The sequence below is a fragment of the Pararhodobacter zhoushanensis genome, from assembly GCF_025949695.1.
Lineage (GTDB): Bacteria > Pseudomonadota > Alphaproteobacteria > Rhodobacterales > Rhodobacteraceae > Pararhodobacter > Pararhodobacter zhoushanensis_A.
This window is the reverse complement of sequence record NZ_JAPDFL010000001.1, coordinates 1,941,717-1,967,296: the sequence shown is the minus strand read 5'-3', so window position 1 is coordinate 1,967,296 and position 25,580 is coordinate 1,941,717. Positions and strand designations below refer to the sequence as shown.

The following is a 25,580-nucleotide window of genomic DNA, read 5'->3' as shown; positions in this document are numbered from 1 at the left end:
CCGCCGGGGCTGCCCTTTTTCCCCTGCGCTCAGGCCTTGGCCGCGATCGCCGCCGCCGCGCCGCCCATAACCAGCGCGCTGGCCCGGTTCGTCAGCCTGACCGCGCGCGGCGTGCGCAGCAAGGCGCGCGCCCGCTGCGCCAGCGCGATCCATCCCAGATCAACCACGGCCAGCGTGACCAGCGTCACCCCGGCCAGCACCGCCGCCTCGCCCCAGCCCGTCGCCCGCAGATCGACCAGCGTCGGCAAAAGCGCCAGATAGAACACCATGATCTTGGGGTTGCCCAGCGTCACCGCCAGCCCCGCGCCGAACATTGACCACGCCGAGCCGCGACGCGGCAGCGCCCCCTCACCCGCCTGCCCCGGCGCGCGCCACATCTGCACTGCCATCCAGACCAAATAGGCAACACCCGCCCATTTGAGCACCACAAAAGCCAGATGGAAGCTCTGCGCCAATGTGGTCAGCCCGGCCAGCGCGGCGAGCAGCCACGCCACCTCGCCTAGCCACATCGCGGCCACGAAGGGCAGCACATCGCGCCAGCCACGCGCCAGCACCCGCGACACCAGCGCCCCAATGCTGGGACCGGGCGTGCCCGCCGCCACCATCAAGGCCAGCGCAAACACCGATATAGACATCATATCCATAGAAGCTCTCCCTGCGTTGCCCGCAGTCTGTCGCGATCTCTCGCGCCGTGCAATCCTGACGTGATTTCCGCCGAAAAGCCGCTATCCTTCTGGTGTCAGACCGGAGGTTCCCATGACACCGCCCCTCGCCCGCGCCGCCGCCGCGTTGATTGCGCTGATCGCTTTCGCCTCGATCTACGGGCAGCTTCTGATCATGGGCGCGCAGCCCGAACTGGGCAGCGTGCTGGCCCGCCTGTGGGTGCTGGTGCGGTTCTTTACCATTCTGACCAACGGGGTGACCGGTATCGCCTTCGCGCTGATCGCGCTGGGGCGGCGTCCCGGTGACGGTTGGCTGGCGGGAATCGTTTTGTCCATCGCCATGGTCGGCGGCATCTATCACACGCTGCTGGTCCCCGACACGCCTCTGACCGGACCCGATTTCTGGACCGATCTGGGCTATCACACGCTGGTGCCCTTGGGTGCCGTCCTGTGGTGGCTGATCTGGGGCGGCAAGGCGCTGAGCCTGCGGATGCTGCCCGTCTGGCTGATCTGGCCGGTGGCCTATTGCCTCTATGCTTTGGTGCGCGGACAGAGCGACGGGATCTATCCGTATTTCTTTCTCGACCTCGGGCAGTATGGCGTGGCGCAGGTCGCGCTGAACATCGTCGGGCTCTGCGTGGCCTTTGCGCTTGGCGGGCTGGTCCTGCTGGGCATCGCCCGGCTGATGCGCGGCCTTGACCCAGATCAACGCAGGCCGTCACCGCCCGCGCTATAAGTCCCTCACACGCGAATACGGAGCAACATCATGTACACCAACATCATCGTCGCCGTCGACCTGAGCCATGGCGAGGCAGGCAAGGCCCTGATCGCAAAGGCCGAACAGCTGCTGGACGACGGCGGCGTGATCCGCCTGCTGCACGTTCTCGAGGATGTGCCGACCTATATCGCCGCCGAACTGCCGCGCGACCTGAACGACCGCCGTCAGGCCGAGGCCAAGGTCGAGCTGGCGCTGCTCTCTGACGGCAAATCAAGCGCGATCCAGACCGAGATCCGCACCGGCGCGGCAGCCAGCCAGATCCTGCAATGCGCCGATGACACCGGGGCCGATCTGATCATGATCGCCTCGCACCGTCCGGGCTTGAGCGACTATTTCATCGGCTCGACCGCCGCCCGTGTCGTTCGGCACGCGCAATGCTCGGTCCTGATCTCGCGCTGAACGGCATCAGGTGAAGTGAATGTTGAACCGGCTGCGCACCGCTTGGTCCGTGGCCGGGTCAATCTGGCTGGGCGCCCGCGCCAGAATATCCGCCGTGCGCTTCTTGGCCGCGTCCAGCAGCATCGGCCGCCCCGCCTCGCCCCATTCCTTGGGGCTCATCCGGTTGGCAACTGCCGGATAGATGTATTCGGTCTGCATCAGTTTCAGGGTCTGATCGGTGCCCAGATAATGCCCCGGCCCGCCCAGACAGACCTCTTTCATCACCTCCAGCGAGACCGAATCGTCGGTCACATCAATGCCGCGCACGCATCTGAGCGCCTGCCCCAGCAGATCATCCCCCAACGTGATCGACTCAAAGCTGAACCCCAGCAATGAGGCATGCATGCCCACCGCCTCATAGCACAGGTTCAGCCCGGCCAGCCCGGCCAGCGTATTGGTGATGCCCTGCTCCCATCCCGCCTGCATGTCAGGCAGCTTGCTGTCGGAAATGCCGCTCGCCGCCCCGCCCGGCAGACCGTAGAAGCGGTGCATCTGCGCGCAACCCGCCGTCAGCAGCGCCTGCTCGGCACTGCCGCCCGACATCGCCCCCGTGCGCAGATCGCTGACGAAGGGCCAGGTGCCAAACACCGCCGGATGGCCTGGCGCCATGGCGTTGACATAGACCACCCCCGCCAGACATTCGGCCACTGCCTGCACGATGGTGGCGGCAATCGGTGCGGGGCTGGTCGCGCCGGCCTGCCCGGCAGACAGCAGCAGCACCGGCATGCCCGCGCGGATACAGGCCTCCATGGTGATGCAGCTTTCCTCGGCGAATTTCATCGGCGGGACAACGAAGCAGTTGGAATTGCTCACGAAGGGCCGCGCGCGCCAGGCCGCCTCGCTGCCTGCCACCATGTGCAGCAGCTCAAAACACCCCGCCACATGCGCCGGATCGCTGAACGAGGTGCCGACATGCTTGGTCGTCCCCGCCAAGGCACCGTAGAGCGTGTTGATATCCATGTCGAAATTGTCGATCACATCGCGACACACGCAGATCCGCTGGAAGAAATGCACATTGTCCAGATGGTGCACCAGCCGCGCCGCGTCATGCAGATCCTGCGCGGTCGAGTCGCGGTAGGTGTTGGTCTCCAGATCGACCACATGCACCGCCGCGCCCGCCGTGCCGTAATGCACCCGCGTGCCCTCAAGATGCAGATCGTGGCGCGGGTCGCGGCCATGCAGGGTGATGCCGCGCGCCGCCTTGGCCAGCATGTCCTCGACCAGCGCGCGCGGATAGCGCAGCCGCCCGTCACCGCCCAGAATGGCCCCGGCCCGCGTCATGATCTCGATGCCCGACTGCGGTGCATTGGCCAGCCCGATGACTTCCAGCGCCTGCAGCGCCGCCTCATGGATGCGCTGAACCGAAGCCGCGCTCAGCGGGTTGTACTGCCCGCCCGACATCCCCGCCCGTACCGGACGCAGCATCTCTTCCAGAGGAGCCGCGCGCAGCGCAACCCGCGCCCCGCGCCCCCCGCTCCGCCGTGCCTTTGCGGGCGCGCACACATCATCCGTCATCGCGCAACTCCTTCATCTTGCTGAAAATACGCATCTTTTGAACGGGGGTTTCCCAAGGGGGCGCCTGCGCCCCCTTGGGCGAGGGGGTCCGGGGGCGAGCAGCCCCCCGGCTTCGTCACATCCGAACGCGCACCGCCGTCGGGTCATAGAGCGGCACCAGCGACGGCCTCGCCGCCACCCGCCGCCCGGCAATGTCGATCTCATAAGTCCCGGCCAGCACATCCGCGCCCGGCACGCAGGGCACGTAGCCCATGGCAACCGAGGCCCCCAGCGCATGGCCGTAATTGCCCGAACTCACCGTCCCCACGATGCGCCCGTCACGCCAGATCGGTTCGTTGTGATAGGCCATCGCGGCAGGGTCGCTGAGCAGGAACTGCACCATCCGGCGGGTCAGCCCGGCCTCGCGTTTGCGCAGCACCGCGTCGCGGCCGATGAAGTCGCCCTTGGCCGTCCTGACCGCAAATCCCAGCCCGGCCTCAAGCACGTGGTCCTCATCGGTGATGTCATGGCCCCAGTGGCGAAAGCCCTTCTCTATGCGGCAACTATCCAGCGCGTGCAGACCGCAAAGCACCATCTCCGGCGCTGCCTCGACCAGCGCCTCGAACACATGCGCGGCCTGATCGGTGCTGACATACAGCTCCCAGCCCAGCTCGCCCACGTACGACACCCGGTGCGCGCGGGCCAGACCAAGGCCCAGCTCGATCTCCTGCGCGGTGGCATAGGGGAAAGCGTCATTGTCCAGCGCCGCCGGGCTGACCCGCGCCAGCACCACGCGCGCCTGCGGGCCCATCAGGCACAGCACCGCCTCGCCCGCCGTCACGTCGGTGATGACGGCAAAGGCATCGCCGACATGCCGCCGCAACCAGGCCAGATCGCGCTGCAGGGTCGCGCCGGGGACGACCAGCAGGAAGGCGCTCTCGGACAGGCGTGTGACGGTCAGATCGCTTTCGATCCCGCCCCGGTCGTTGAGCATCTGCGTATAGACAATCCGCCCCGCGGCGACATCCACGTCATTGGCGCAGAGCCGTTGCAGGAACGCGCAGGCATCGCGCCCCTCGACCCTTATCTTGCCGAACGAGGTCATGTCGAACAGCCCGACCCCGTCGCGCACCGCCAGATGCTCGGCCTTCTGGTTGCCAAACCAGTTCTGCGGCCCCCAGGCATAGCGGTATTCCCGTTCCTGCCCCGGCTTGGCGAACCAGTTGGCGCGCTCCCATCCCGCCGCCTCGCCAAACACCGCGCCGCGCGCGGCCAGATGCGCGTGCAGCGGCGAGCGACGGATACCGCGCGCGGTTTCGACCTGCCGGTAGGGGAAGTGGTCGGCATAGAGCAGGCCCAGCGTCTCGGTCACCCGCTCCTTCAGATAGCGCCGGTTGCGCTGGAACGGCTGCGCGCGGCGGACGTCGACATCCCACAGATCAAACGGCGCTTCGCCTTCAGTCATCCAATGCGCCAGCGCCATCCCCGCCCCGCCGGACGACACGATCCCCACCGAATTATACCCCGCCGCGACCCAGTAGTTGCCCAGTTCCGGCGCGGGCCCAAGGTAGTAGCGATCATCCGGCGTAAAGCTTTCGGGACCGTTAAAGAACGTGTGGATCCCGGCTTTTTCAAACAGCGGCATGCGGTTCATCGCCAGCCCCAGGATCGGCTCGAAATGCTCGAAATCCTCGGGCAGACTGTCGAAGCAGAAATCCTCAGGGATACCCGCCATGCCCCAGGGTTTTGCCTTGGGCTCGAAGGCCCCCAGCATCATTTTTCCTGCGTCTTCCTTGTAATAGGCGCATTCATCGGGCACGCGCAGCACCGGCAGACGGCCCAGGCCTTCGATCGGTTCGGTCACCAGATAGAAATGCTCGGCGGCGTGCAGCGGCAGCGTGACACCCGACTGAGCCGCCAGATCGCGCCCCCACATACCCCCGCAATTGACCACATGCTCGCAGGCGATCACCCCGGCCTCGCCCCCCGCCTCATAGGCGACGCCGGTGACCCGCGTGCCGTCGTCCAGCACCTTTGTGACCTTCACGCCCTCAAACACCTGCGCGCCGCGCATCCGCGCGCCCTTGGCCAGCGCCAGCGCGATGTTGCCGGGATCGCATTGCCCGTCGAGCGGCAGATGCACCGCGCCGACCACATCGCCGACATTGAGATGCGGGTACATCGCCTTGACCTGCGCCGGGCTGATCTCGTCCACCGCCACGTCAAAGGCGCGGGCCAGCGCGGCCGAGCGGTAGAGTTCCTCGCGCCGGGCTTGCGTCAGCGCCACGCTGATCGAGCCGGTCTGGCGCATCCCGGTGGCGATGCCGGTCTCGGCTTCGAGCCGGACGTAGAGGTCTGCCGAATACTTGGCGAGGCGGGTCATGTTCAGCGAACCGCGCAGCTGGCCGATCAGCCCGGCGGCGTGCCATGTGGTGCCGCAGGTCAGCTGCTTGCGTTCCAGCAGAACAATGTCCGTCCAGCCCGCCTTGGCCAGATGATAGGCGACGGAGCAGCCCGAAATGCCCCCGCCAATAATCACCACACGGGCATGCGTTGGCAGGGGCATGGGCGACACCTCAGGCGATGGGATAACCCGCCGCGCGCAGGCGGTGGGCGATGGCGGCGATGTGGTCGGGCACGGTTTCGCAGCAGCCCCCGATCAGGGTGGCCCCCTGCGCGACCCAGCCCATGGCGAAGTCGGCGTAGCGCTCGGGCGTCATCTCGGGACGGTTGGTCAGCGCGTCGACGGTCGGATTGGCCTTGAGGAAATCCGAGGTGATCTGCTGGAACCCGTTGCCCTGTCCGCCGAAGGGTTTGCCGAAGGTCGCAAGGATCGGCATCGCCTGATCAATCGCCTCGGGCGACGAACAGTTGACCAGCACGGCATCGGCCTGCTGCGCCAGATCGGCAAGGTCGGTCAGCGGCTCGCCCGAGCGCAGGAGAGTGCCGTCGCGATCCTCGACCGTGACGGAAATCCAGCGCGGCGTGTTTGGCGCGCCCTGTGCGGTGCCGTCAAGGAAGGCACGGACGTTGGAAAGCGTGGCCAGCGTCTCGCCGATGATCACGTCCACGCGGGGGGCGAGGATCGCGGCGATCTCGGCATAGAGCGCGGCGGCTTTTTCCGGCGGCGGCATCAGATCGCTGCGGTAGGACGCGCCCAGCGGGCCGGTAGAGCCGGCGATCAGGCCCGTGCCATGCGCTTTGCGGGCGGCGGCGGCCTCATCAAGTGCTGCCTCATGCAGTTGGGCAAACCGATGATCCATCGCGTTATTGACCAACCGGTCGTGGTGGATCGCGTAGGTATTGGTCGTGGCAAGGCTGGCGCCGGCGGCGAAGTAATCGGCGTGGATCGCCTGCACCAGACCGGGGTGGTCGATCATCACCCGCGTCGCCCAGAGCGGCGAGGGATTATCACCGCCGCGTCGGATCAGCTCTTGTCCCATCCCGCCGTCAAGGAGGGTGACTGTTGGTGGCAGCGGGCTGCTCGCGCCACGGTCTGACGCAGAACCGGGGGGCTGCTCGCCCCCCGGAGCCCCCTCGCCAAAGGGGGAGTACACTCCCCCTTTGGAAACCCCCGTGGATATTTCAGGACAGAAAATGCTCATGCGCGCAGTCTTTCGTTACGTGGATCCCAGAGCGGGCCGGGGCCTTGGATCGTGGCCGGGCGGCGCTCGCCATAGATCTCGATCTGCACGTCTGTTCCCGGGGTTGCAAGGTCGGCGCGGATCATGCCCAGCGCGACACAGGCATTGACGCGGTGCCCCCAGGCGGCCGAGGTGACCTCACCGACGATCTGATCACCGCACCAGATATTGGCCATATAGGGCGGGTCGAAATCGGGGGCGTCGACGGTGAGGGAGGTGAAGCGCCTCGCCGGGCCGTGCTGGCGTTCGGCCTCAAGCGGGGCTTTGCCGGGGAAGTCTTTGGACCAGTCGATGAAGCGCTCAAGCCCGCCCTGCAGCAGGGAATAGTCGGTCGAGAGGTCGCCTTTCCACGCCCGGTAGGCTTTCTCGATGCGCAGCGCGTTCAAGGCCTTCATGCCGAAGGGGGTGGCCCCGGCGGCAAGAAGTGCGTCGTAGAGCGCGGGGGCGTCGCTGAGGCTGCTGTGCAGCTCCCAGCCGAGTTCTCCGGCGAAAGAGACGCGGATCAGGGCGCAGCGGTGTCCTGCCACGCTGGCGTGCTGAACCGACAGCCAGGGCAGCGTCAGGTCTGCATCGGTGAGCGGGGTCAGCAGGCTACGCGCCTTTGGCCCGGTGACGATGAAGCAGGTGGCGGCGTCCGAGTGGTCTTCGATCTGGCAGCCCGCGGGCAGGCCGCGTTCGAGCACCGCGCGGTCGTGCAGCTGGGCGACGGCGGCGGTGATCAGGCCGACCGCGTCGCGGCCCTCGTTCATCACCGTCATCTCGGTCAGGATACGGCCGCGATGATCGGGGAAATAGGCCAGCCCGATGCGGCCCGGCGCAGGCATCTTGCCGCTGATCAGGCTGGCAACATGGTCGTGCGCACCCGGTCCGGTAACGCGCAGGCGGGTGAAGCCGGGAAGGTCCAGCACGCCGCAGCCATCGCGCACCGCCTCGCATTCGGCCCTGATCCGCTCGGCCCACGGACCGTCACGGTGGAAGGTCTGCGTGGCCTCCCAGGAGGTGTCGTCGCCGGGCCGGGCGAACCACTCGGCGCGTTCCCAGCCATTATAAGGGGCCATCTGGCCGCCCAGCGCGACCACCCGCTCGTGCACGGGCGAGCGCTTCTGATCCGCCCCGGCAGGCCAGCGCGCCATGGGGAAATGGATGCCGTATTCGTGGCCATAGACCTCCATCCCCTTGGCGACGCAGTAATCCTGCCCCTCGAACCCGGTAAAGCGGCGCGGGTCACACGACCACATGTCCCATTCCGTGCCGCCTTGGGTTACCCATTCGGCCAACACCTTGCCCGCCCCCCGGCCTGACAGATGCCGAAGGTGAACACGCAGGCCTCAAACGCATTGGGCACGCCGGGCATCGGGCCGATCAGCGGGTTGCCGTCAGGGGTATAGGGGATCGGGCCGTTGATGACCTTTTGCAGCTTGGCCTTTTCCAGGAGCGGCACGCGGGCCATCGCGTCGGCCATGTGCCATTCAAGCCGGTCCAGATCATCGGGATAGAGCTGAAAGCTGAAATCCTCGGGCATCGGGTCATCGGGCGTGGCCCAATGCGCGCGGCAGGGGTTTTCATAAGGGCCAAGGTTGAAGCCCATCTTCTCTTGCCGCAGGTAATACGAGCTGTCGACGTCGCGCAGCAAGGGCAGCTTGCCGCCGGTCTCCTTGGACCATGCTTCCAGCTCGGGGATGGTATCGAACAGCAGATATTGATGGCTCATCACCATCATCGGCACGCGGCGCCCGAACAGCGCGCCGACGCGCGCGGCGTAATAGCCGGCCGCGTTCACCACATATTCGCAGCGCACCTCGCCCTTGGGCGTGTCGAGCACCCATTCGCCCTTCTCCCATCGCGCGGCGGTCACCGGGCGGAACCGCTCGATCCGGGCGCCCAGCTGGCGCGCGCCCGCCGCCAGCGCCTGGGTCAGCTGCGCGGGGTCGATGTCGCCGTCATACGGATCATAGAGCGCGCCGGTCAGGTCGTGGGTTTCAAGGAACGGGTAGCGGCTGCGGATCTCGCCGGGGCTGAGGATCGCCAGATCCATGCCCTGTGTGCGCCCCATGCCGACAACCTTGTGGAACTCGCGCAGCCGCTCTTGCGTGTGGCCCAGCCGCACGGAGCCGGTGACATGATAGTTCATCGGATAGCCGACAGCATCGCCCAAACCGCGATAAAGGCTGGCCGAATAGCGTTGCATGTTCATGATCGACCAGGACGACGAAAAGGTCGGCACATTGCCCGCCGCGTGCCAGGTCGAGCCTGCGGTCAGCTCGTTGCGCTCGAGCAGCAGGCAATCGGTCCAACCCGCCAGCGCCAGATGATAGAGCGCCGAGGCGCCGACGGCCCCTCCCCCGATGATCACCACACGCGCTGTCTCGACCATGCCGCTCTCCGTTCTCTGTGCTCATATGAGCGCAGCCCGGTCGCGCTGGCAATTCGCATTTTCGCGGCCAATTGATCGGAAAATCCGATCAGCAGCGCTCACCTTGTTCCGCCGCCACGAACCCTCTACCTGTTGCACGACAACCCTGGAGCCTTCATGCGCAAGACCCTGACTGCCCTCGCCTTGCTAGTCGCCTCGCCCGCGGCGGCCCAACCCGTCCTGCTGGCCACGATCGGCATGATCGGCGACCCGGCCCAGCGCATGGCGGGTGACTGTGTGCAGGTCGAGGTCCTGATCGGGCCGGGGCTGGACCCCCATCTCTATCAGGCGCGGCCTTCGGATGTGGCCCTGCTGCGCAGCGCCGATCGCATCGTCTCGCTGGGGCTGGGGCTGGAGGGGCGGCTGGGTGCGATTCTGGAGCGCGTCGGCGCGGCGGTGCTGGGTCCGTCGGTCGAGCCAGAACGCCTGCTGCTGCACGGCGACGCGCCCGACCCGCATATCTGGATGGACCCGGGGCTCTGGGCGACGACCTTCCCGGCGCTGGCCGAGGTGCTTGCAGAGCTTGCGCCCGCGTGTGCCGAGCAGATCGCCGCAGGGCGCGACAGCGAAATCGCCCGGGCCGAGGCGCTGGACCTCTGGGCACGCGACACGCTGGCGACCATTCCCGAAGCGCAGCGCGTGCTGCTGACCGCGCATGACGCTTTCCACTATTTTTCGCGTGCCTACGGGCTTGAGAACGCCGCGATCCAGGGGATTTCCACGGAATCCGAAGCCTCGATCGCCGACATCGACGCCACCGCGCAGCTGGCCGCCGACCGGCAGGTGCCCGCAGCTTTTATCGAAACCACCCTCAACCCCCGCGCCGTCCGAGCGCTGGTCGAGGCCGCGGCGTCCAAGGGCCATACGCTCAGCATCGGCGGCTCGCTCTATTCCGACGCGCTGGGCGAAGCGGGATCGGGGGCCGATACATGGCCCGGCATGATCGTTGCCAATGTGACCACGATTACCGAGGCGCTCGGTGGCACGGTCCTGCCGCTTCCCGCCTCTGTCTTGCCCTGACCCACAGGTGCCGGGGGGCCGCCGCCCCCGGACCCCCTGCTTCAAGGGGAGCACGCTCCCCTTGAAAATCCCCGTGGATATTTAAAAGAGCAAAGAAACCGCGCCTCTTTGCTCCTCTAAATATCCTGGGGGGTGAAGGGCCGGAACGGCCCGAGGGGGGCTAGCCCCCTCTCTGTTGCGCGCGGAACGCGCGGGCGGCGGGCGGGGGCTCGATGCCCCCGCCCGCCGCCACCCGCTCACCCGATCACTTCGAACCTGTCGACATCGACCATGCCCAGATCGGTGATCTTGAGATGGGGGATGACCGGCAGCGCGACGAAGGCGAGTTGCAGGAAAGGCTCTTCCAGCTCGACCCCCAGCGACCGGGCCGCTTCGCGCAGGGCCACCAGCCGGTCACGGACGAACTCGAACGGTTCCAGCGACATCAGCCCGGCGACTGGCAGCGCGAGTTCGGCAAGCACCTTGCCGCCTTCAACCACCACAAAGCCGCCTTCGATCTGCCCCAGCCGCTGCGCGGCCAGCGCCATGTCGGCGTAATCGACGCCGATCACAGCGATGTTGTGGTGGTCATGGCAGACGGTCGAGGCAATCGCCCCGCGTTTCAGGGTAAAGCCGCGCACGAAGCCATTGGCGATGTTGCCGTTTTCGCCGTGCCGCTCGATCACCGTGATCCGCGCCAGATCCTGCGCGGGATCCGGGCGTTTGTCGCCATCGGTCGCTGGGATCTGCAGGCGCAGGTGTTCGGTCAGGATCTTGCCGGGCCAGATGCCGATGACCGGGGTTTCCGGGTTGTTGCCGGCATAGCGGAAGCTCTGGGGCGACAGCGGCGGCACATGGACCGAGGTGCGCGCGACCGGTTCGATCACCTCCCGCGCCGCAAAAGCCGCATCCTCGGCCAGCACGCCGCCGCAGAACACCATCGTCGCGCGGCACTGGGCCGGGTCGTCCAGCACGACGATATCGGCGCGCTTTCCCGGTGCGATCTGGCCGCGATCCTTCAGACCGAAGGCCTCGGCTGCGCTAAGCGACGCCGCGCGGTAGACCGACAGCGGGTCGCGGCCCTTTTCGATCAACCGGCGGATCATGTAGTCCAGATGGCCATGTTCCGCGATATCCAGCGGGTTCCGGTCATCGGTGCAAAGGCACATATAGGCCGAGGTCACCGGTGTCAGCACCTCGGCCAGCGCCTCAAGATCCTTGGAAACCGAGCCTTCGCGGATCAGCACCCGCAGCCCCTTTTGCAGCTTTTCGGTCGCCTCAGTAGCCGAGGTCGCTTCGTGTTCCGTTCGGATACCCGCCGCGACATAGGCATTCAGGTCGCGCCCCGACAACAGCGGCGCATGCCCGTCGATATGGCGGCCCTCGAACCCCTTGAGTTTCTCCATGCAGCCCGGATCGCGGAAAATCACGCCCGGATAGTTCATGAATTCGGCCAGCCCGATGACGCGCGGATGATCCGCCAGCGGCAACAGGTCCGCCGCCGTCAGCACCGCGCCCGAGGTCTCCATATGCGTGGAAGGCACACACGAGGACAGGTTGACGCGGATATCCATCACCGTGCGGGCGCTGGCTTCAAGGAAGTACTGAATGCCGGTCAGCCCGGCGACATTGGCGATCTCGTGCGGGTCGCAGATCGCCGTGGTCACGCCGCGCGGCAGCACGCAGCGGTCGAATTCATAGGGCGTGATACAGGACGATTCGATATGCAGATGCGTGTCGATGAAGCCTGGCACCAGCAGCTTGCCCGACACGTCAATCTCGCGCTTGCCGCTATAGTCGGCACCGATCCCGACGATCCGGTCACCGCAGATCGCCACATCGCCCGCGATCTTCGCGCCAGTGACCATATCCCAGACCACGCCGCCCTTGAGCACCAGATCGGCAGGCTCGTCGCCCCTGCCTTGGGCGATCCGGGTCTCAAGCATCGCCATCGACCCGCCGCAACCGCGCGATCAGCGAGGAGGTATCCCACCGCCCACCGCCCATGTTTTGCACGTCCTTGTAGAACTGGTCGACCATGGCGGTCATCGGCAGCGGCGCGCCGATCTCGTCGCCGGTCTGCAGGCAGATGCCCAGATCCTTGCGCATCCAGTCGACGGCGAAGCCATAGTCGAACTTGTTGTCCAGCATGGTGGCGTGGCGGTTCGCCATCTGCCAGCTGCCCGCCGCGCCGCCCTGAATGACCTCGACCACCGCCTTGCCGTCCATCCCGGCCTTTTCGCCAAAGCGCAGCGCCTCGGCCAGACCCTGCACCAGACCCGCGATGCAGATCTGGTTCATCATCTTGGCGATCTGCCCCGACCCCGACTCGCCCAGCCGCTTCACCGTGCGCCCATAGGCCTGCATCACCGGCTCGGCAGCCGCATAATCGCCCTCGGCCCCGCCGCACATGATCGACAGCACGCCATTCTCGGCCCCCGCCTGCCCGCCCGACACCGGCGCGTCGACAAAGCCCAGACCGGCCGCGCGCGCCTCGGCTTCCAGGTCGCGGGTGATCTTGGCCGACACGGTTGTGTGATCGACAAAGATCGCACCCGGTTTCATGCCTGCGAACGCGCCGTCCTCGCCCCGGCAGACCGAGGCCAGATCGGCGTCATTACCGACGCAACACAGCACAAACTCAGCCCCTTGCGCGGCTTCGCGCGGGGTCGGCGCGGCCTTGCCGCCATGCTCGGCGGCCCATTTCTCTGCCTTGGCGGCGGTGCGGTTATACACCGTTACCTCGTGCCCGGCCTTTGCCAGATGCCCCGCCATGGGATAGCCCATGACCCCCAAGCCCAGAAATGCCACCCGTGCCATGTCCGTCCCCTTACTGCCGCTGGTTTGAATTGCGCTCGCGCGCCCAAGATCATAGGAAACGAACCTGGTTCCGAGGTCAACACAACGAGGCCACCCCCATGATCACCCTGTTCCGCTGGCTGCTGCGTCTTGCGACCGCACTCGTCGTGCTGTCCGTCGTGGTGGTGGTCGGGGTGTATTATTTCCTGTCGCGCTCATTGCCCGATTATGACGCCGACTGGCGCGTTCGGGGCGTCTCGGGCACCGTCGAGATTGCCCGCAACACCTGGGCCGTCCCGCATATTTTCGCCGATAACGACGCGGATGTGTTCTTTGGGCTGGGCTTTGCCCATGCGCAGGACCGGCTGTGGCAGATGACGCTGATGCGCCGGACCGTACAGGGCCGCTTGAGCGAGATTTTCGGCGAACGCACGATCCGCACGGATGAGCTGATGCGCCGGCTGGATCTGTACGGGCTGGCGCAGGAATCGGTCAGCGCGCAGGATGACGACACGCTGACGGCGCTGGATGCCTATGCGCGCGGCGTGAATGCGTGGATCAATCTGGTCAATGACCGGGCTCTGGGCCGGGGTGCGCCGGAATACTTCCTGTTCCCCGGCGAGATCGGCTTGTGGCAACCGGCTGATTCCCTTGCGATGATCAAGCTGATGGCCGTGCAATTGTCGGGCCATCTGGAAAATGAAGTGCAGCACGCGCGTTTGTCGGCCCTGATCGGCGAAGAGCGTGTCAACGATCTGATGCCGATCGACGACGGTTCGGGCCTTGCCGCCCTGCCCGATTTCGCCAGCCTGTTCCCGACGCTGACCGATACGCAACTGGCCATGGCCCCGTCGGTCCCCGGACAGGCACCGGGGGAGGATTTTTCGCCTTTCACGTCGTCTGCCATGGCGGGGGCCTCGAACGTCTGGGCAGCGGGACCGCAGCGCGCGGCGAATGGCGGCACGCTGCTGGCCAATGACCCGCATCTGGGCTTCACCGCACCGACAATCTGGTATCTGGCGCGGCTTGAGCTGAGCACCGGCGCGGTCACCGGCGGCACCATCCCGGGCATCCCGGCGGTGCTGGTCGGCCGATCCGAGGCTTTGGGTTGGGCGCTGACCTCAAGCTACATGGACGATCAGGATCTTTTCCTTGAGGAACTGGATCCCGACACCACCCAGCGCTACCGCACGCCGACCGGTTGGGCCGAGTTCGAAACCCGCCGCTCGATCATTCAGGTCGCTGACAGCGATCCGGTGACGATCACCCTGCGCTGGTCCGAGAATGGCCCGATCCTGCCCGGCTCGCATTACGCGCTGGCCGCGATCACCCCGCCCGGTCAGGTCGCAGCGCTGAGCTGGACGGCGCTGACCGGCGACGACACCTCGATGAGCGCGGCGATTGGCATCATGCGCTCGCAGTCGGTGGATGAAGCGCTGGAAGCGGGCGAGATGTATGTCGCGCCGTCACAGAACCTGACGCTGATCGACCACGACCATATCGCCATGCAGATGATCGGCCGCATGCCCCGCCGCAATGCTGCCCATCCGACGCAAGGCCGTATGCCCGCCCCCGGTGCCGACCCCAACGCGCGCTGGGAGGGGACGTTCCCCTATGCGTCGAACCCACGCTTTGTCGATCCGCTGACCGGCCTGCTGGGCAATACCAACAACAAGCCGCTCGACCGCCCTTTCCCGCTGCATGTCAGCTTTGACTGGGGCGATACCACGCGCATTCAGCGCTGGGTGCGGCTGATGCGCCAGCGCTCGGTCCACACGCGCGAAAGCTTCATCGAGGCGCAGCTCGATACCGTCAGTCAGGCCGCGCGCACGCTGCTGCCTCTGGTCGGGGCCGAGCTGTGGTTTCAGGACACCCCCGCCAACCCCGGCACGCCCGAGGCGCAGCGCCAGCTGGCGCTGCAACTGCTGGCCGACTGGAACGGCGAGATGTCCGAGCATCTGCCCGAGCCGCTGATCTACGCCGCGTGGATGCGCGAGCTGCAGTTCCGCCTGATCCGCGACGAACTTGGCCCCTCGACCGACATGTTCACCCATATGGAGCCCGAGTTCATCGAACGGGTGTTCCGCAACACGGACGGCGCAGGCGTCTGGTGTGATGTGGTGCAGTCGGCGGTGGTGGAAAGCTGCGTCGACATCGCGCGCACGGCGCTGGATGCGGCGCTGCTGGAGCTGGAACAGGCCTATGGCCCGGCGATCGAAAGCTGGCGCTGGGGCGATGCCCATCAGGCGACGCATGACCACCCGGTGCTGGGCGACGTGCCGATCCTGCGCCATTTCGTCAACATCCGCCAATCGACCAGCGGCGGCGACAACACGCTGATGCGCGGTCTGACGCGCGGCGGCCCTCCGGGCGCACGCGAGCCGTATCTGAACGTGCATGGCGCAGGCTATCGCGGCGTCTATGACATGGGCGACCCTGAGGCGAGCGTGTTCATCATCTCGACCGGCGAGTCGGGCCACCCGCTCAGCCGGCACTATGACGACCTCGGCGTGCTCTGGCGGCGCGGCGAATATATCCCGATGACGCTGGACCCCGATCTGGCCCGCGCCGGGGGTGTCGGGGTGACCCGCCTTGAACCCCGCCCCTGAGCGCGCCATATTGACCGCCAAGGCAGAAAGAACCGCAATGATTTATGAAACGCCCACCGAATGGTCCGACGCCGCGCATAAACGCGTGGTGCTGTTCGGCATGTCCGGGCTGGGCAAGACGCGGATCTCGGCCATTCTGCGCGACGGCGGGTGGTTCCACTACTCGGTCGATTACCGCATCGGCACGCGCTACATGGGCGAGGCGATCACCGACAATTTCAAGCGCGAGGCGATGAAGGTTCCGCTGCTGCGTGAACTGCTCTTGTCGGATTCCGTCTATATCGGCTCGAACATCACCTTCGATAACCTGTCGCCGCTGAGCACCTATCTGGGCAAGCCCGGCGACCCGGCCAAAGGCGGGTTGCCCTTCGACGAATACCGCCGCCGTCAGGGCGAACACCGCGAGGCCGAGATCGCCGCGCTGATGGATACGCCCAAGTTCGTGACGCGGGCGCAAGAGCTCTATGGCTACGACAATTTCGTCTGCGACTCGGGGGGTCCATCTGCGAGGTGGTGAACCCTGACAGCCGCGTGGACCCGGTGCTGAGCGTGCTCTCGCGCCATCTGCTGCTGGTGTGGATCGAAGGCTCGGACGAGCATACGCAGGCGCTGATCGAGCGTTTCGACCGCGCGCCCAAGCCGATGTATTACCGGCCAGAATTCCTGCTCGAATGCTGGAACGCCTATCTGGCGGAAACCGGGCGAATGCCCGGGGCGGTGGACCCTGACGCCTTTGTGCGCTGGACCTACGCCCGAGCGCTGGCACATCGCCAGCCCCGCTACGAGGCGATGGCACGCAACTGGGGTCTGACGGTCGCCGCCGACGATATCGCCCGCGTTCAGACCCCCGATGACTTTCGGGAGCTGATCGTCGAGGCCCTTGCCAAGCGCGCCTCACGGGCGGCCTGACGGCCCCCGATCCCGCACCCAATCGACGGATTTATCCGATGCCTATCACCCTGCCCGAAAACCTGCCCGCCTATTCCGTCCTCTCGCGCGAGGGCGTTATGGTCATGGACGACAGCCGCGCCGCCATTCAGGACATCCGCCCGCTGACCATCGGGTTGCTGAACCTGATGCCGAAAAAGATCCAGACCGAGAACCAGTTCGCCCGGCTGATCGGCGCGACGCCGTTGCAGATCAATCTCAAACTGATCCGCATGACCGAGCACCTGACCAAGAACACCGCCGCCGAACACATGGAAGAGTTCTACCGCCCGTTTCAGGACGTGAAGGACGAAAAGCTGGACGGTCTGATCATCACCGGCGCGCCCATCGAACACCTGCCCTTTGAGGAGGTGACCTACTGGGATGAGCTGTGCGAGGTCTTTGAGTGGACGCAGACCAACGTGCATTCCACCTTCGGCGTGTGCTGGGGTGGCATGGCGATGATCAACTACTTCCACGGCGTGCCCAAGCATATGCTGGACGCCAAGGCCTTCGGCTGCTTTCGCCACCGCAACCTTGCGCCTGCCTCGCCCTATCTGCGCGGGTTCTCGGATGATGTGCTGATCCCGGTCAGCCGCTGGACCGAGATGCGCGCGCCCGAGGTCGACGCCGTGCCCGGCCTGACGACGCTGCTGGGCTCGAACGAGGTTGGCCCCTGTCTGGTTGAAGACCCCGCACATCGCGCGCTCTATATCTTCAACCATTTCGAATATGACTCGGGCACGCTCAAGGAAGAATACGACCGTGACGCGCAGTCGGGCAAACCGATCAAGGTGCCGGTCAATTACTATCCCGGCGACGATCCGACCCAGCAACCGATGAACCGCTGGCGCAGCCATGCGCATCTGCTCTACGGCAACTGGATCAACGAAATCTACCAGACCACGCCCTACGACACGGCCAAGATCGGCGCGTCATCGGCGGGTTAACGGCCGCCCCCTGCACCGAAAAACCCCGGACAGCCGACAGGCCGCCCGGGGTTCTTTTTCAGGTCGCGGATCAGATCCGGCGCGCGGGTCAGGACGCCTTCTTGTTCACCGTCGATGACAGCGCCGCAATCAGCCGGGCAACCAGACCCAGATGGCGCAGCGCCTGTTTGGGGGCGTCGGCAATCGGTCCCAGTGCCTCGTCGACTTCACGGGCACGCTGGCCAAGGTCATCAAGGCCAAAGTTCCCCGCCGTGCCCGCGATCCGGTGCGCGATATAGACAACGTCGCGCAGATCCTCGGCAGAACCGGCGCCGCGAAGCAAGGCGTAGAACGCGCCCTCAAGCCGCTTGTGATACTCGCCCAAAGCAATCTGATAGCGCGGGCGCAGTTCTTCGATCGCGGCCTCAACAGCGTCTTGCGGGCTGACGAGAGGGATGTCGCGGGGCGACTCCCACGTCGTTTGGGTGGGGTTTGAGTTGTGCATTTTTTTTATTTCACAAAGAGACTCGCCAAGCCAAGGCCCGGCGTGCGTGCAGAGACATAAGCGCCTTCATTGCGCGCCAACAGGGTGCGCTCCAGCTTTTCCAAAGCCATATCCAGAGCCTTCTCGACCGAGCCGCCCGAAAAGAGCACCCCGATACGCACCGGCTCGCCACAACGGTATTGCAACAAGGCGCGGCCATCGAACCCCTGCGTTGCGCCCATCTTGTTGAGCGCCTCAGAAGCCTGCCGTTCCACCATGGACGGCGTGATGGCATTGGCGTGCTGCACGGTGATCAGGAACGATCCGCTCCCCGCATAGGCAACGAAATACTCCCGGTCGCCCAGAGCGGTACACAGGCTTTCAGCCACATCGACCAGCAGAAAGTAGTAATCCGACGCCGACAGCGTGCGGTAGTACCCTTCCAGCCCGGTGACATGCACCGCAAAAACCGAGGTCGAGAACAGACCCGAGCGCGACAGCTGCCGCAGGTAGTTCTCCATGTTCAGCCGCCCGATGACACTGGGCACGCCAAAGATCGTCACCGGTTCGGTGAAGGGGACGCGAAAGTCATTCTCGATCTTGTCGCGCAGATCCTGGATCTCGAACGCGGCGCTTTTCGCACGGGCGCTGTCACGCACCAGACGATCAGCCATCTTGATCCGCGTGCTCAGTTCCAGCGGATCGAACGGCTTGGTGACGTAATCCGTCGCCCCGGCGTTGAACGCGCGCTGGATATAGGTTCGCTCGGTCATGGCGGTCACCATGAGGATCGGCGCGTTTTCATACTCACGGCGCTTGCGCACCCACGAACACAGGTCGATGCCATCCATCTCTGGCATCTGAATATCAAACATGAAACAATCGTAGGGCGTCGTCGCCTCTTCGATCTTCTTCATCGCGGCCTTGGCGGAAGGTGCAAGATCAACGTCCGTATACCCAGACGCCCGCAAGCCGGAGAACAGGATCTCCAGAACCATTTCGTCGTCATCGACGGCAAGAATCTTCATGTCACTGCCTACCTTCGTTTGGATCTCACACACTGACACCGACAGATGGTCGGCACCGCACCGGGCATGAGCCCCTGTTCATCGTTAACAATTTGTCCAAGGAACGCGGCAGGAATGTGACCATACAGCGGTCTTTCCATGCTCGAATTGGCGGTAACAAATCCCCCCAATCAACGGCTGCGAACACCGTGCACGACGGTGCAGCGACGGCGCTGAATCTTGCGCCATGTCGGACGTCGGCCCTAAATCTGCCTACATGCTGTGACATGCCTCGCGCGCAACCCGTTGCGCTGGCGTCCCTTTCGCGCCAAGCTTGCAGCGAGAAAGCACATGCAAGGGTTACGCGATCACACGCTGTGAGCCCGCGCAGACACAACGGCACTGCGACAAAATGGCGAAAATACGCCTGTTGCAAAAAGCCAGGATACAACGGTGGGCTCGGCCAAGCTGGCGCTCAAGACGAAGGAGAGTTCATGGACGCCCAATGTGCCGACGACGCCTTTCAGACCCTCGGCATTTGCCTGCTGACCATTGATACCGGCGGAACGATCGACAAATGCACCCCTGAAGCCGCGCAGTTGTTCGGCTATGCGCGTGACGAGATGCGGGGGCTGCCCTTGGCCAGACTTCTTCCCGATCTTGCCCTCGAACGCGCCCGCAGCGTGATAAGCCGTGAGATTGACGACGCGTCGGCCAGCGGGGTTTCAGGCCGGTGCAAAGACGGGACCGAACTGACCCTGCAGTATTTCATCAAACGGGTGAAAAATCCGGTTGGAACCTCGCATTTCACCCTGGTCGTGAACGATATCGGCGACCAAGCAGAACCGTTGAAAAAGCTGCATCATGACCTGATGCTGTCCGATCTTGCGATCCGGGGGGCGGGCATTGGGGTTGTCGAATTCTTCCCCGACTCGATGGTTGTTTCGACGTCGCCGATTGCGCAGGATATTCTGGAAATCAAGGCAACCGATCCGGCCGAGATGCGTCAGGAATGGCGGTCGCGGGTGCATCCTGACGATCTGGAAATTGCCCTGTCACCCACCCAGATCCTGATGACCTCGAAGCTTGATCAGGCGTCGTGCGAGTATCGCTTTCGCAAGCCCGACGATCAGTCATGGCGCTGGATCCGCGCTGGATTGTTCGTGACGGAACGCAAACCGGATGGGACGCCGCGCATCGTGGCCAGCACGCTGATCGACGTAACCGAACGAAAACGCCACGAACTTGCACTGATGCGCAGCAACGAGCAATTCCGCCTTGCCTTTGATAACGCGCCCATCGGCAAGGCCATCGTTAATCTGGACGGAACGATTCATTCTGTTAATACTGCGTTCTGCTCGCTTTACGGTTACAGCGAAACCATGTTGGTGGACAAGGAATTCAATTCTTTCCTGCTTCATGAAGATATCGACAGTGATGTGGGCCAATTAGAATTGCTCAAGGCCGGTGAAATTCCCTCCTACCGGATCGAAAAGCGGTTGGTCCGCGGCGATGGTGCCATTGTCTGGGGATTGATGAGCGTCGCCTTGATCAAGGCAATAAATGGCGATCCGGAATCTTTTATCGTTCAGATTGTCGACGTAACCGAACATCGCCGCCTGATTGAATTGAAGAACGAGTTCGTCGCGACCGTAAGTCACGAACTTCGCACGCCTCTTACCTCCATCGTCGGGGCTCTATCCCTTTTAACATCTTTCACCGACGAGAATTACTCGGACCAGACTCAGCGCCTTCTCTATATCGCCCAGCAGAATGGGAACCGCTTGCGCGCCTTGATCGACGATATTCTGGATTTCGAAAAATATTCTTCGGGACAGGTGACCTTCACCTTGACCGAAACCCCGATCCTGCCTATGATCGAGGACGCGGTCATGGCGAATACACCCATTGCCGAGAAATACGATGTGACCTGCAATGTCATCAGTCTGAGCCGCCGCCTGAACGGCTACACCGATCAGAAGCGCTTTCATCAGATCATGGCGAACCTGCTGTCCAACGCGACGAAATTCGCCAACAAGGGCAGTGTCGTGGATATCATGGTGGAACGAACCGGCGATTTTGTCCGCGTCGCGGTGAAGAATCAGGGCGTCGGCATCTCGGATGCCTTCCGCAAGCGCATCTTCAAACCCTTCTCGCAGGCCGAGCAGTCGGCCACCCGCAGCCGCGGCGGGACGGGGCTGGGGCTGAGCATCGTCAAACAGATCGTCGAGCAGTCGGGCGGCGAGGTTGGCTATGACAGCGTGCCCAACGGCTTTACGACCTTTTGGTTCACCATTCCGACCAAACGCCCTGTCCCCCGCACCAGCGCGGTGCGCGATGAAACGGTCTACGAGAGCGGGAACTGATCAGAAGGGCACGAGCAGCGCGGTTTAGTCTGACGCTGCCCGCTTGCTCATGCGGCTTTCGGCACGTGCCACGGCGCGATCAAAGGTCTTGCTGATCTCGACGCGCCTTGCCCGGATTGGGGCGGATCGGGTTGCCAATGGTGACGATGGCCTCAAGCTGCGTGCCATCGACATACGTGAGACCCTTCTTGTCGATCAGCAGCTGCAAGGTCCGCTCAAGGCCCGCCGAAGGCTCCATCGACTCTTTGTAGAACATCACCAGGAAAACGCCGTTTCCAGAGTAGGCCAGCGCGCCCTCAAACTCGCGAAACACGGCGCTGAGGGCCGTGGCGATGGTGACAATCAGTTGCTGGAACTCGGCCGGCGACGCCTTTTCATAGATCTCTTCGATGTCGTTGATTTTGGCCGCGACCACCTGCGCCGTGCCCAGACCAGAGTCCGACAGCTGCAGGATATAGTTACCCAAGGCGGTGTATTCGATCAGCCCCGGCACGCCTTCGATCGGGATTTCACGCTCGAGCGGGATCGCAGGCGTATTGCTGACCAGCGTGACCGCATCGTGGGTCAAAGCCTGAACGCTGCGGCGGGCCGCGACCAGTTCAGCGATCACGCGCAGGCGGGCGCCCAGTTCGGTCACATCAAGCGGCTTGGTCAGATAGTCGGTCGCCCCGGCCTTAAACGCGCCGTCTACATAGCTTTTTTCGCGCATCGCGGTCAGCATGATGATGGGCGTCTTGCTATAGGCAGGCATGGCCCGGATGCGACCGCAAAGTTCGATACCGTCCATCTCGGGCATGCTGATGTCCAACAGCATGCAGTCATAACCGTTGGAGGAGTCGTTCAGCAGCGCAAGTGCCTCGGGGCCGGATGCGGCCTTGGTCACATTGGGAAAGCCCACCTTCGCGGTGAACAAGCCCAAAAGCTCAAGTATAAATGCGTCATCATCGACGGCCAGAATCTTCATAGAACGCTCCGTGACGCCGGACTTGTCACCTCTGAGTTGCAAACAATACGCTACCAAATCTTTCTAGCTGATTCTCACAGATGTGAAACCATGACAATATGTAGAATTCCATCCCCGCGAAACCGCGTGCAATGTAAACAAATCGTCACCAATCAGCTCAAACAATGGTTATCGATGATTAACAGAGAACAATAAGTCTTCAGGATCAAACGCCCGTGGACGACAGTATAGTGGCAATGTCAGACGAAAGCGCAATCGGGTCAAACGGCTTTATCACAATTCCCGCCGCCCCGATATCCCGCAGCCGGTTAACCACGTCTTCCTGAGTCTTGGCGGTCATGAAGATGACCGGAACCTGTTTGCACTTGGGCAGACCGCGCAGCTGCTCGAGGGTTTCCTGCCCCGACAGACGCGGCATCAGCACGTCGAGCAGAATCAAGTCTGGCGAGATCTCTTCCGCCTTGGCGACCGCCTCGTAGCCATCCGAGAACTGGAACACCTCATGGCCGCCGATGGCCTCCAGAGCGATCTTGGAGATGTCCAGAATATCGTAGTCGTCTTCAACCTGCAAAATCCGCAAACGTGTCATGAACTGATCCTTTCGGACGCTGTGCCGTCTTGGTCCTATAGGGGTAGGGATTTGACCACATACGCAGCTGAGAGCAAGGTCGCCGTCCAAGAAATGCTGAAAAAGATGGGGTTTTTGGCCTGCGGCGGTCACAAATCGACGCGATTCTCCGCCAGTCCGGCGACACCCGCCGGCACCGAAAAGACACATCCCTGATCCGCGTCAGGATCGTCGAGCCCGTCATAGGCGCTGGTGACGAACAGCGTCGCCAGATCGGCGCCACCAAAGGCCGGGCAACTGCTGTGCAGCCCGGCAACCGCAAGCGAGCGATCAAAGCTGCCGTCCGGCAAGAACCGGTCCACGCACCCTGCCCCCCAATGGGCGTTCCAGATCCCGCCCTCGGCATCGCAGACCGCGCCGTCGGGGAAGCGGCCCTTGGGGGCAAGATCGACAAACGGTGCCGCCGCGCCCCTCGGCCAGCCCTGCGCATCCAGCGCCACGCGAAACAAACGCTGGGCTTCGGTATCGGCGAAATAGGCCAGCCTGCCATCGGGCGAGAAACACAGCGCATTGGGGATGGTCATTGACGCAAAGAGCTTGCGCAACTCGCCACGATAGTAGCGATAGAGCGCCCCCATGCCAGGCTGCGCGCGCTTGCCCATCGTGCCGATCCAGAACCCGCCCTGCCGGTCGGCGCGCCCGTCGTTCGAGCGGGTGAGCGGGCTGTCGGCCTCAAGCGGGATCACCAGCGTGCGGTGGCCCGTTAGCAGATCGAAGCGCCACAACCCGGTCTCGGACGCGATCAGCAGCGTGTCGCGGTCCACCCAACCGGCTGCCGAGACCATGTCGTCAAACCGCCACTCCAGTGGCTTGTCCCCCTCACGCGAGAGCAGTCGCTTACCCAGAATGTCGAACCAGAAGAGCTGACCGCGTTCGGGGTGCCACAAGGGCCCTTCGCCCAACGCGCAACGCCGTGTGTCATAGACCGTGCTCATGGGAACACCGCGTCATAGGCGCTGACCAACGCGCGAGCCCGGATCGCGACCGTGGCGGCATCATCACCGGGCCGGTAGAGTGCGGTGCCGATGCCAAACCCGTCCGCCCCCGCGGCTTTCCACTGGGCGAAGTTCTCTGCCCCGGCCCCGCCGACCGCCAGCACCTCGGTTCCGGCAGGAAGCACCGCGCGGATCGCTTTCAGCCCGGCGGGACCGATCAGCGTGCCGGGGAACAGTTTCAGCCCGTCCGCCCCGGCCCGCAGCGCGGCAAAGCAGTCGCTGGGCGTCATCACACCGGGATACGAGCGCATGCGCGCCGCCTTGGTGGCGCGGATCACCTCGGGGTTGGTGTCGGGCGACACGACCAGCCGCCCACCCGCCGCCTGCACCGCCGCCACATCCTCGGGCGTCAGCACGGTGCCCGCGCCGATCAGCGCGCGGTCGCCAAAGCGCGCGGCCAGCAAAGCGACCGAGCGCAGCGCCTCGGGCGAATTGAGCGGCACTTCGATGATCTCGATCCCGGCGTCGAGCAGTTCCCCGGCGATCCCTTCGACCGCGTCGGGCGTGACGCCCCGCAGAATGGCGACGATGTTTCGGCTCATGTCTTGTCCCCTCCAAACCTGTGGGCCGCGATCAACCCGCCCAGTGCCAGCGCCGCGCCGTCCTGCTGGCGCACCGCGCAGCCCGCGTCGGCCAGTGCGCGCGCATAGGCCGTCGCAAGCGCCGCGTCGCCGATTACGGTAACCGGGACGCCTTGCCAAAACCGCCGCATCGCCGCCAGCTCCGCGCCGATCAGCAGCCCCGACAGCCGCGCGCGCGCCGCCCCCGCGCCCACGGGGTGCAGCAACGAGGCGGCGCGGATGCCAAACAAGGCCCCGCTCAGCCCCTGCGGTTCGGCGAGGGTGTCAGCGGCGGCCGCCGCGAACGCATCCGCGTCCCACGCCCTGTCCAAAGAGTGACGCAGCACCGACTGCTGGCTGAGCAGCGCGAAGATCTCGCCGGTCATGGCCGTGCTGAATTCCTGCACCATGCCGCCCGCCACGCGCACCCATTTGGCGTGCGTCCCGGGCAGGCAGAGCGTGCCGTCATAGCCCGGATCAGACGCAATGAACCCCGCGATCTGCGTTTCTTCGCCGCGCATCACCTCCGCCGGATCGCGCTGACACAGCCCCGGCAGGATGCGCACCGACAAAAGCGGATCGCGCGTGGGCGCGGTCACAGCCCCGCTGCCCGCAGGGGCACAGGGGACAGCGGCATAAGGCGCCTCAACCCACCCCTGCCGCGCGCCCGCCATGCCGCAGATCAGCACCTCAAGCCGCTGGCCCGCCCGGCGCCAAGGCGCAATCAGCGCCGCCAGCACGGGCTCAAACCCCTCGCCCGTCAGCCCGCCCATGCCCTGATCCGACGCGGCGCTGGCAATCACCCGGTCCTGCGCGTCCATCGCCCAGACCCGCAGGCGTGAGGTACCCCAATCCGCTGCGATCCAGTCGGCGCTGACCATGGC

19 protein-coding genes and 2 pseudogenes are annotated in these 25,580 nt (G+C 64.7%); 7 read left to right on the top strand and 14 right to left on the bottom strand.

All coding sequences use genetic code 11. From position 1 onward, the window contains the following. Positions 1-29: 29 nt before the first annotated feature. Positions 30-644: a LysE family translocator gene (locus OKW52_RS09775; RefSeq protein ID WP_264505528.1), complete on the bottom strand. Its 615-nt coding sequence runs from the start codon at positions 642-644 to the stop codon at positions 30-32. Positions 645-756: 112 nt separating this feature from the next. On the opposite strand from OKW52_RS09775, the gene OKW52_RS09770 reads away from it, so the two are divergent. Continuing rightward, positions 757-1,398 (top strand): Pr6Pr family membrane protein, encoded by a 642-nt coding sequence (locus tag OKW52_RS09770; protein WP_264505527.1) that lies wholly within the window; start codon positions 757-759, stop codon positions 1,396-1,398. 30 nt (positions 1,399-1,428) lie between these two features. Continuing rightward, complete coding sequence (locus OKW52_RS09765; RefSeq protein ID WP_264505526.1) at positions 1,429-1,839, top strand: universal stress protein; 411 nt, start codon at positions 1,429-1,431, stop codon at positions 1,837-1,839. A gap of 6 nt (positions 1,840-1,845) precedes the next feature. Here the strand turns inward: OKW52_RS09765 and OKW52_RS09760 are convergent, their stop codons facing one another. The 4 genes and pseudogenes from OKW52_RS09760 to OKW52_RS09745 form a co-directional block, all read right to left on the bottom strand. After that, positions 1,846-3,393: a trimethylamine methyltransferase family protein gene (locus tag OKW52_RS09760; protein ID WP_264505525.1), complete on the bottom strand. Its 1,548-nt coding sequence runs from the start codon at positions 3,391-3,393 to the stop codon at positions 1,846-1,848. Between the two features lie 115 nt (positions 3,394-3,508). Then, positions 3,509-5,938 carry a GcvT family protein gene (locus OKW52_RS09755; RefSeq protein WP_264505524.1) on the bottom strand — a complete coding sequence of 810 codons (2,430 nt, stop codon included), beginning with the start codon at positions 5,936-5,938 and terminating at the stop codon, positions 3,509-3,511. 10 nt (positions 5,939-5,948) lie between these two features. Next, the gene (locus tag OKW52_RS09750) at positions 5,949-6,848 is read right to left on the bottom strand and encodes a homocysteine S-methyltransferase family protein (RefSeq protein ID WP_264507685.1); all 900 of its coding nucleotides are present in this window, start codon (positions 6,846-6,848) and stop codon (positions 5,949-5,951) included. Positions 6,849-6,973: 125 nt separating this feature from the next. Continuing rightward, positions 6,974-9,390: pseudogene (locus OKW52_RS09745) on the bottom strand (GcvT family protein). A 156-nt stretch (positions 9,391-9,546) separates the two neighbouring features. Between OKW52_RS09745 and OKW52_RS09740 the strand changes: the two are divergent. After that, positions 9,547-10,449, top strand: a complete 903-nt coding sequence (locus OKW52_RS09740) for a metal ABC transporter solute-binding protein, Zn/Mn family (RefSeq protein WP_264505523.1) — start codon at positions 9,547-9,549, stop codon at positions 10,447-10,449. Positions 10,450-10,685: 236 nt separating this feature from the next. On the opposite strand, the gene ade is transcribed toward OKW52_RS09740, so the two are convergent. After that, entirely contained in the window at positions 10,686-12,380 is a 1,695-nt protein-coding gene (gene ade, locus OKW52_RS09735) for an adenine deaminase (RefSeq protein ID WP_264505522.1), read from the bottom strand. Further along, complete coding sequence (locus OKW52_RS09730; protein WP_264505521.1) at positions 12,367-13,248, bottom strand: NAD(P)-dependent oxidoreductase; 882 nt, start codon at positions 13,246-13,248, stop codon at positions 12,367-12,369. The genes ade and OKW52_RS09730 overlap by 14 nt, the downstream gene beginning before the upstream one ends. A gap of 98 nt (positions 13,249-13,346) precedes the next feature. Between OKW52_RS09730 and OKW52_RS09725 the strand changes: the two genes are divergently transcribed. The 3 genes and pseudogenes from OKW52_RS09725 to metA all read left to right on the top strand — a co-directional run bounded on the left by OKW52_RS09725 (position 13,347) and on the right by metA (position 17,713). After that, on the top strand, positions 13,347-15,836 hold the full coding sequence (locus OKW52_RS09725) for a penicillin acylase family protein (RefSeq protein ID WP_264505520.1): 2,490 nt from the start codon (positions 13,347-13,349) through the stop codon (positions 15,834-15,836). Between the two features lie 37 nt (positions 15,837-15,873). Next, positions 15,874-16,745 (top strand): annotated as a pseudogene (locus tag OKW52_RS09720) (ATPase). 38 nt (positions 16,746-16,783) lie between these two features. Next, positions 16,784-17,713 carry a homoserine O-acetyltransferase MetA gene (gene metA, locus OKW52_RS09715; protein ID WP_264505519.1) on the top strand — a complete coding sequence of 310 codons (930 nt, stop codon included), beginning with the start codon at positions 16,784-16,786 and terminating at the stop codon, positions 17,711-17,713. 88 nt (positions 17,714-17,801) lie between these two features. On the opposite strand, the gene OKW52_RS09710 is transcribed toward metA, so the two are convergent. Both OKW52_RS09710 and OKW52_RS09705 read right to left on the bottom strand, forming a co-directional pair. Beyond that, positions 17,802-18,197 carry an Hpt domain-containing protein gene (locus OKW52_RS09710; protein WP_264505518.1) on the bottom strand — a complete coding sequence of 132 codons (396 nt, stop codon included), beginning with the start codon at positions 18,195-18,197 and terminating at the stop codon, positions 17,802-17,804. A 5-nt stretch (positions 18,198-18,202) separates the two neighbouring features. After that, a complete protein-coding gene (locus OKW52_RS09705) occupies positions 18,203-19,204 on the bottom strand; it encodes a response regulator transcription factor (RefSeq protein ID WP_264505517.1) in 1,002 nt (333 codons plus the stop codon). Between the two features lie 473 nt (positions 19,205-19,677). Here OKW52_RS09705 and OKW52_RS09700 point away from each other — a divergent pair, with 473 nt between their 5' ends. Then, positions 19,678-21,549, top strand: a complete 1,872-nt coding sequence (locus tag OKW52_RS09700; RefSeq protein WP_264505516.1) for a PAS domain S-box protein — start codon at positions 19,678-19,680, stop codon at positions 21,547-21,549. Positions 21,550-21,628: 79 nt separating this feature from the next. On the opposite strand, the gene OKW52_RS09695 is transcribed toward OKW52_RS09700, so the two are convergent. The 5 genes from OKW52_RS09695 to OKW52_RS09675 form a co-directional block, all read right to left on the bottom strand. Continuing rightward, positions 21,629-22,513 (bottom strand): response regulator, encoded by an 885-nt coding sequence (locus OKW52_RS09695; protein ID WP_264505515.1) that lies wholly within the window; start codon positions 22,511-22,513, stop codon positions 21,629-21,631. 205 nt (positions 22,514-22,718) lie between these two features. Then, entirely contained in the window at positions 22,719-23,102 is a 384-nt protein-coding gene (locus OKW52_RS09690) for a response regulator (protein WP_264505514.1), read from the bottom strand. Between the two features lie 128 nt (positions 23,103-23,230). Continuing rightward, positions 23,231-24,076, bottom strand: coding sequence for an SMP-30/gluconolactonase/LRE family protein (locus tag OKW52_RS09685; protein WP_264505513.1), 846 nt, complete (start codon positions 24,074-24,076; stop codon positions 23,231-23,233). Next, a complete protein-coding gene (locus tag OKW52_RS09680) occupies positions 24,073-24,678 on the bottom strand; it encodes a 2-dehydro-3-deoxy-6-phosphogalactonate aldolase (protein WP_264505512.1) in 606 nt (201 codons plus the stop codon). The genes OKW52_RS09685 and OKW52_RS09680 overlap by 4 nt, the downstream gene beginning before the upstream one ends. Beyond that, on the bottom strand, positions 24,675-25,577 hold the full coding sequence (locus tag OKW52_RS09675; protein ID WP_264505511.1) for a 2-dehydro-3-deoxygalactonokinase: 903 nt from the start codon (positions 25,575-25,577) through the stop codon (positions 24,675-24,677). Before OKW52_RS09675 ends, OKW52_RS09680 begins: the two co-directional genes overlap by 4 nt. Between the last annotated feature and the right edge of the window lie 3 nt (positions 25,578-25,580).

What these genes read in the sequence shown, in the direction of transcription:
- OKW52_RS09685 (WP_264505513.1), bottom strand. Translation starts at nt 24,076, where the DNA reads ATGAGCACGGTCTATGACACACGGCGTTGCGCGTTGGGCGAAGGGCCC.
- OKW52_RS09710 (WP_264505518.1), bottom strand. Translation starts at nt 18,197, where the DNA reads ATGCACAACTCAAACCCCACCCAAACGACGTGGGAGTCGCCCCGCGAC.
- OKW52_RS09775 (WP_264505528.1), bottom strand. Translation starts at nt 644, where the DNA reads ATGGATATGATGTCTATATCGGTGTTTGCGCTGGCCTTGATGGTGGCG.
- ade (WP_264505522.1), bottom strand. Translation starts at nt 12,380, where the DNA reads ATGGCGATGCTTGAGACCCGGATCGCCCAAGGCAGGGGCGACGAGCCT.
- OKW52_RS09690 (WP_264505514.1), bottom strand. Translation starts at nt 23,102, where the DNA reads ATGACACGTTTGCGGATTTTGCAGGTTGAAGACGACTACGATATTCTG.
- OKW52_RS09770 (WP_264505527.1), top strand. Translation starts at nt 757, where the DNA reads ATGACACCGCCCCTCGCCCGCGCCGCCGCCGCGTTGATTGCGCTGATC.
- OKW52_RS09725 (WP_264505520.1), top strand. Translation starts at nt 13,347, where the DNA reads ATGATCACCCTGTTCCGCTGGCTGCTGCGTCTTGCGACCGCACTCGTC.
- OKW52_RS09705 (WP_264505517.1), bottom strand. Translation starts at nt 19,204, where the DNA reads ATGAAGATTCTTGCCGTCGATGACGACGAAATGGTTCTGGAGATCCTG.
- OKW52_RS09680 (WP_264505512.1), bottom strand. Translation starts at nt 24,678, where the DNA reads ATGAGCCGAAACATCGTCGCCATTCTGCGGGGCGTCACGCCCGACGCG.
- metA (WP_264505519.1), top strand. Translation starts at nt 16,784, where the DNA reads ATGCCTATCACCCTGCCCGAAAACCTGCCCGCCTATTCCGTCCTCTCG.
- OKW52_RS09695 (WP_264505515.1), bottom strand. Translation starts at nt 22,513, where the DNA reads ATGAAGATTCTGGCCGTCGATGATGACGCATTTATACTTGAGCTTTTG.
- OKW52_RS09730 (WP_264505521.1), bottom strand. Translation starts at nt 13,248, where the DNA reads ATGGCACGGGTGGCATTTCTGGGCTTGGGGGTCATGGGCTATCCCATG.
- OKW52_RS09765 (WP_264505526.1), top strand. Translation starts at nt 1,429, where the DNA reads ATGTACACCAACATCATCGTCGCCGTCGACCTGAGCCATGGCGAGGCA.
- OKW52_RS09700 (WP_264505516.1), top strand. Translation starts at nt 19,678, where the DNA reads ATGGACGCCCAATGTGCCGACGACGCCTTTCAGACCCTCGGCATTTGC.
- OKW52_RS09760 (WP_264505525.1), bottom strand. Translation starts at nt 3,393, where the DNA reads ATGACGGATGATGTGTGCGCGCCCGCAAAGGCACGGCGGAGCGGGGGG.
- OKW52_RS09740 (WP_264505523.1), top strand. Translation starts at nt 9,547, where the DNA reads ATGCGCAAGACCCTGACTGCCCTCGCCTTGCTAGTCGCCTCGCCCGCG.
- OKW52_RS09755 (WP_264505524.1), bottom strand. Translation starts at nt 5,938, where the DNA reads ATGCCCCTGCCAACGCATGCCCGTGTGGTGATTATTGGCGGGGGCATT.
- OKW52_RS09675 (WP_264505511.1), bottom strand. Translation starts at nt 25,577, where the DNA reads ATGGTCAGCGCCGACTGGATCGCAGCGGATTGGGGTACCTCACGCCTG.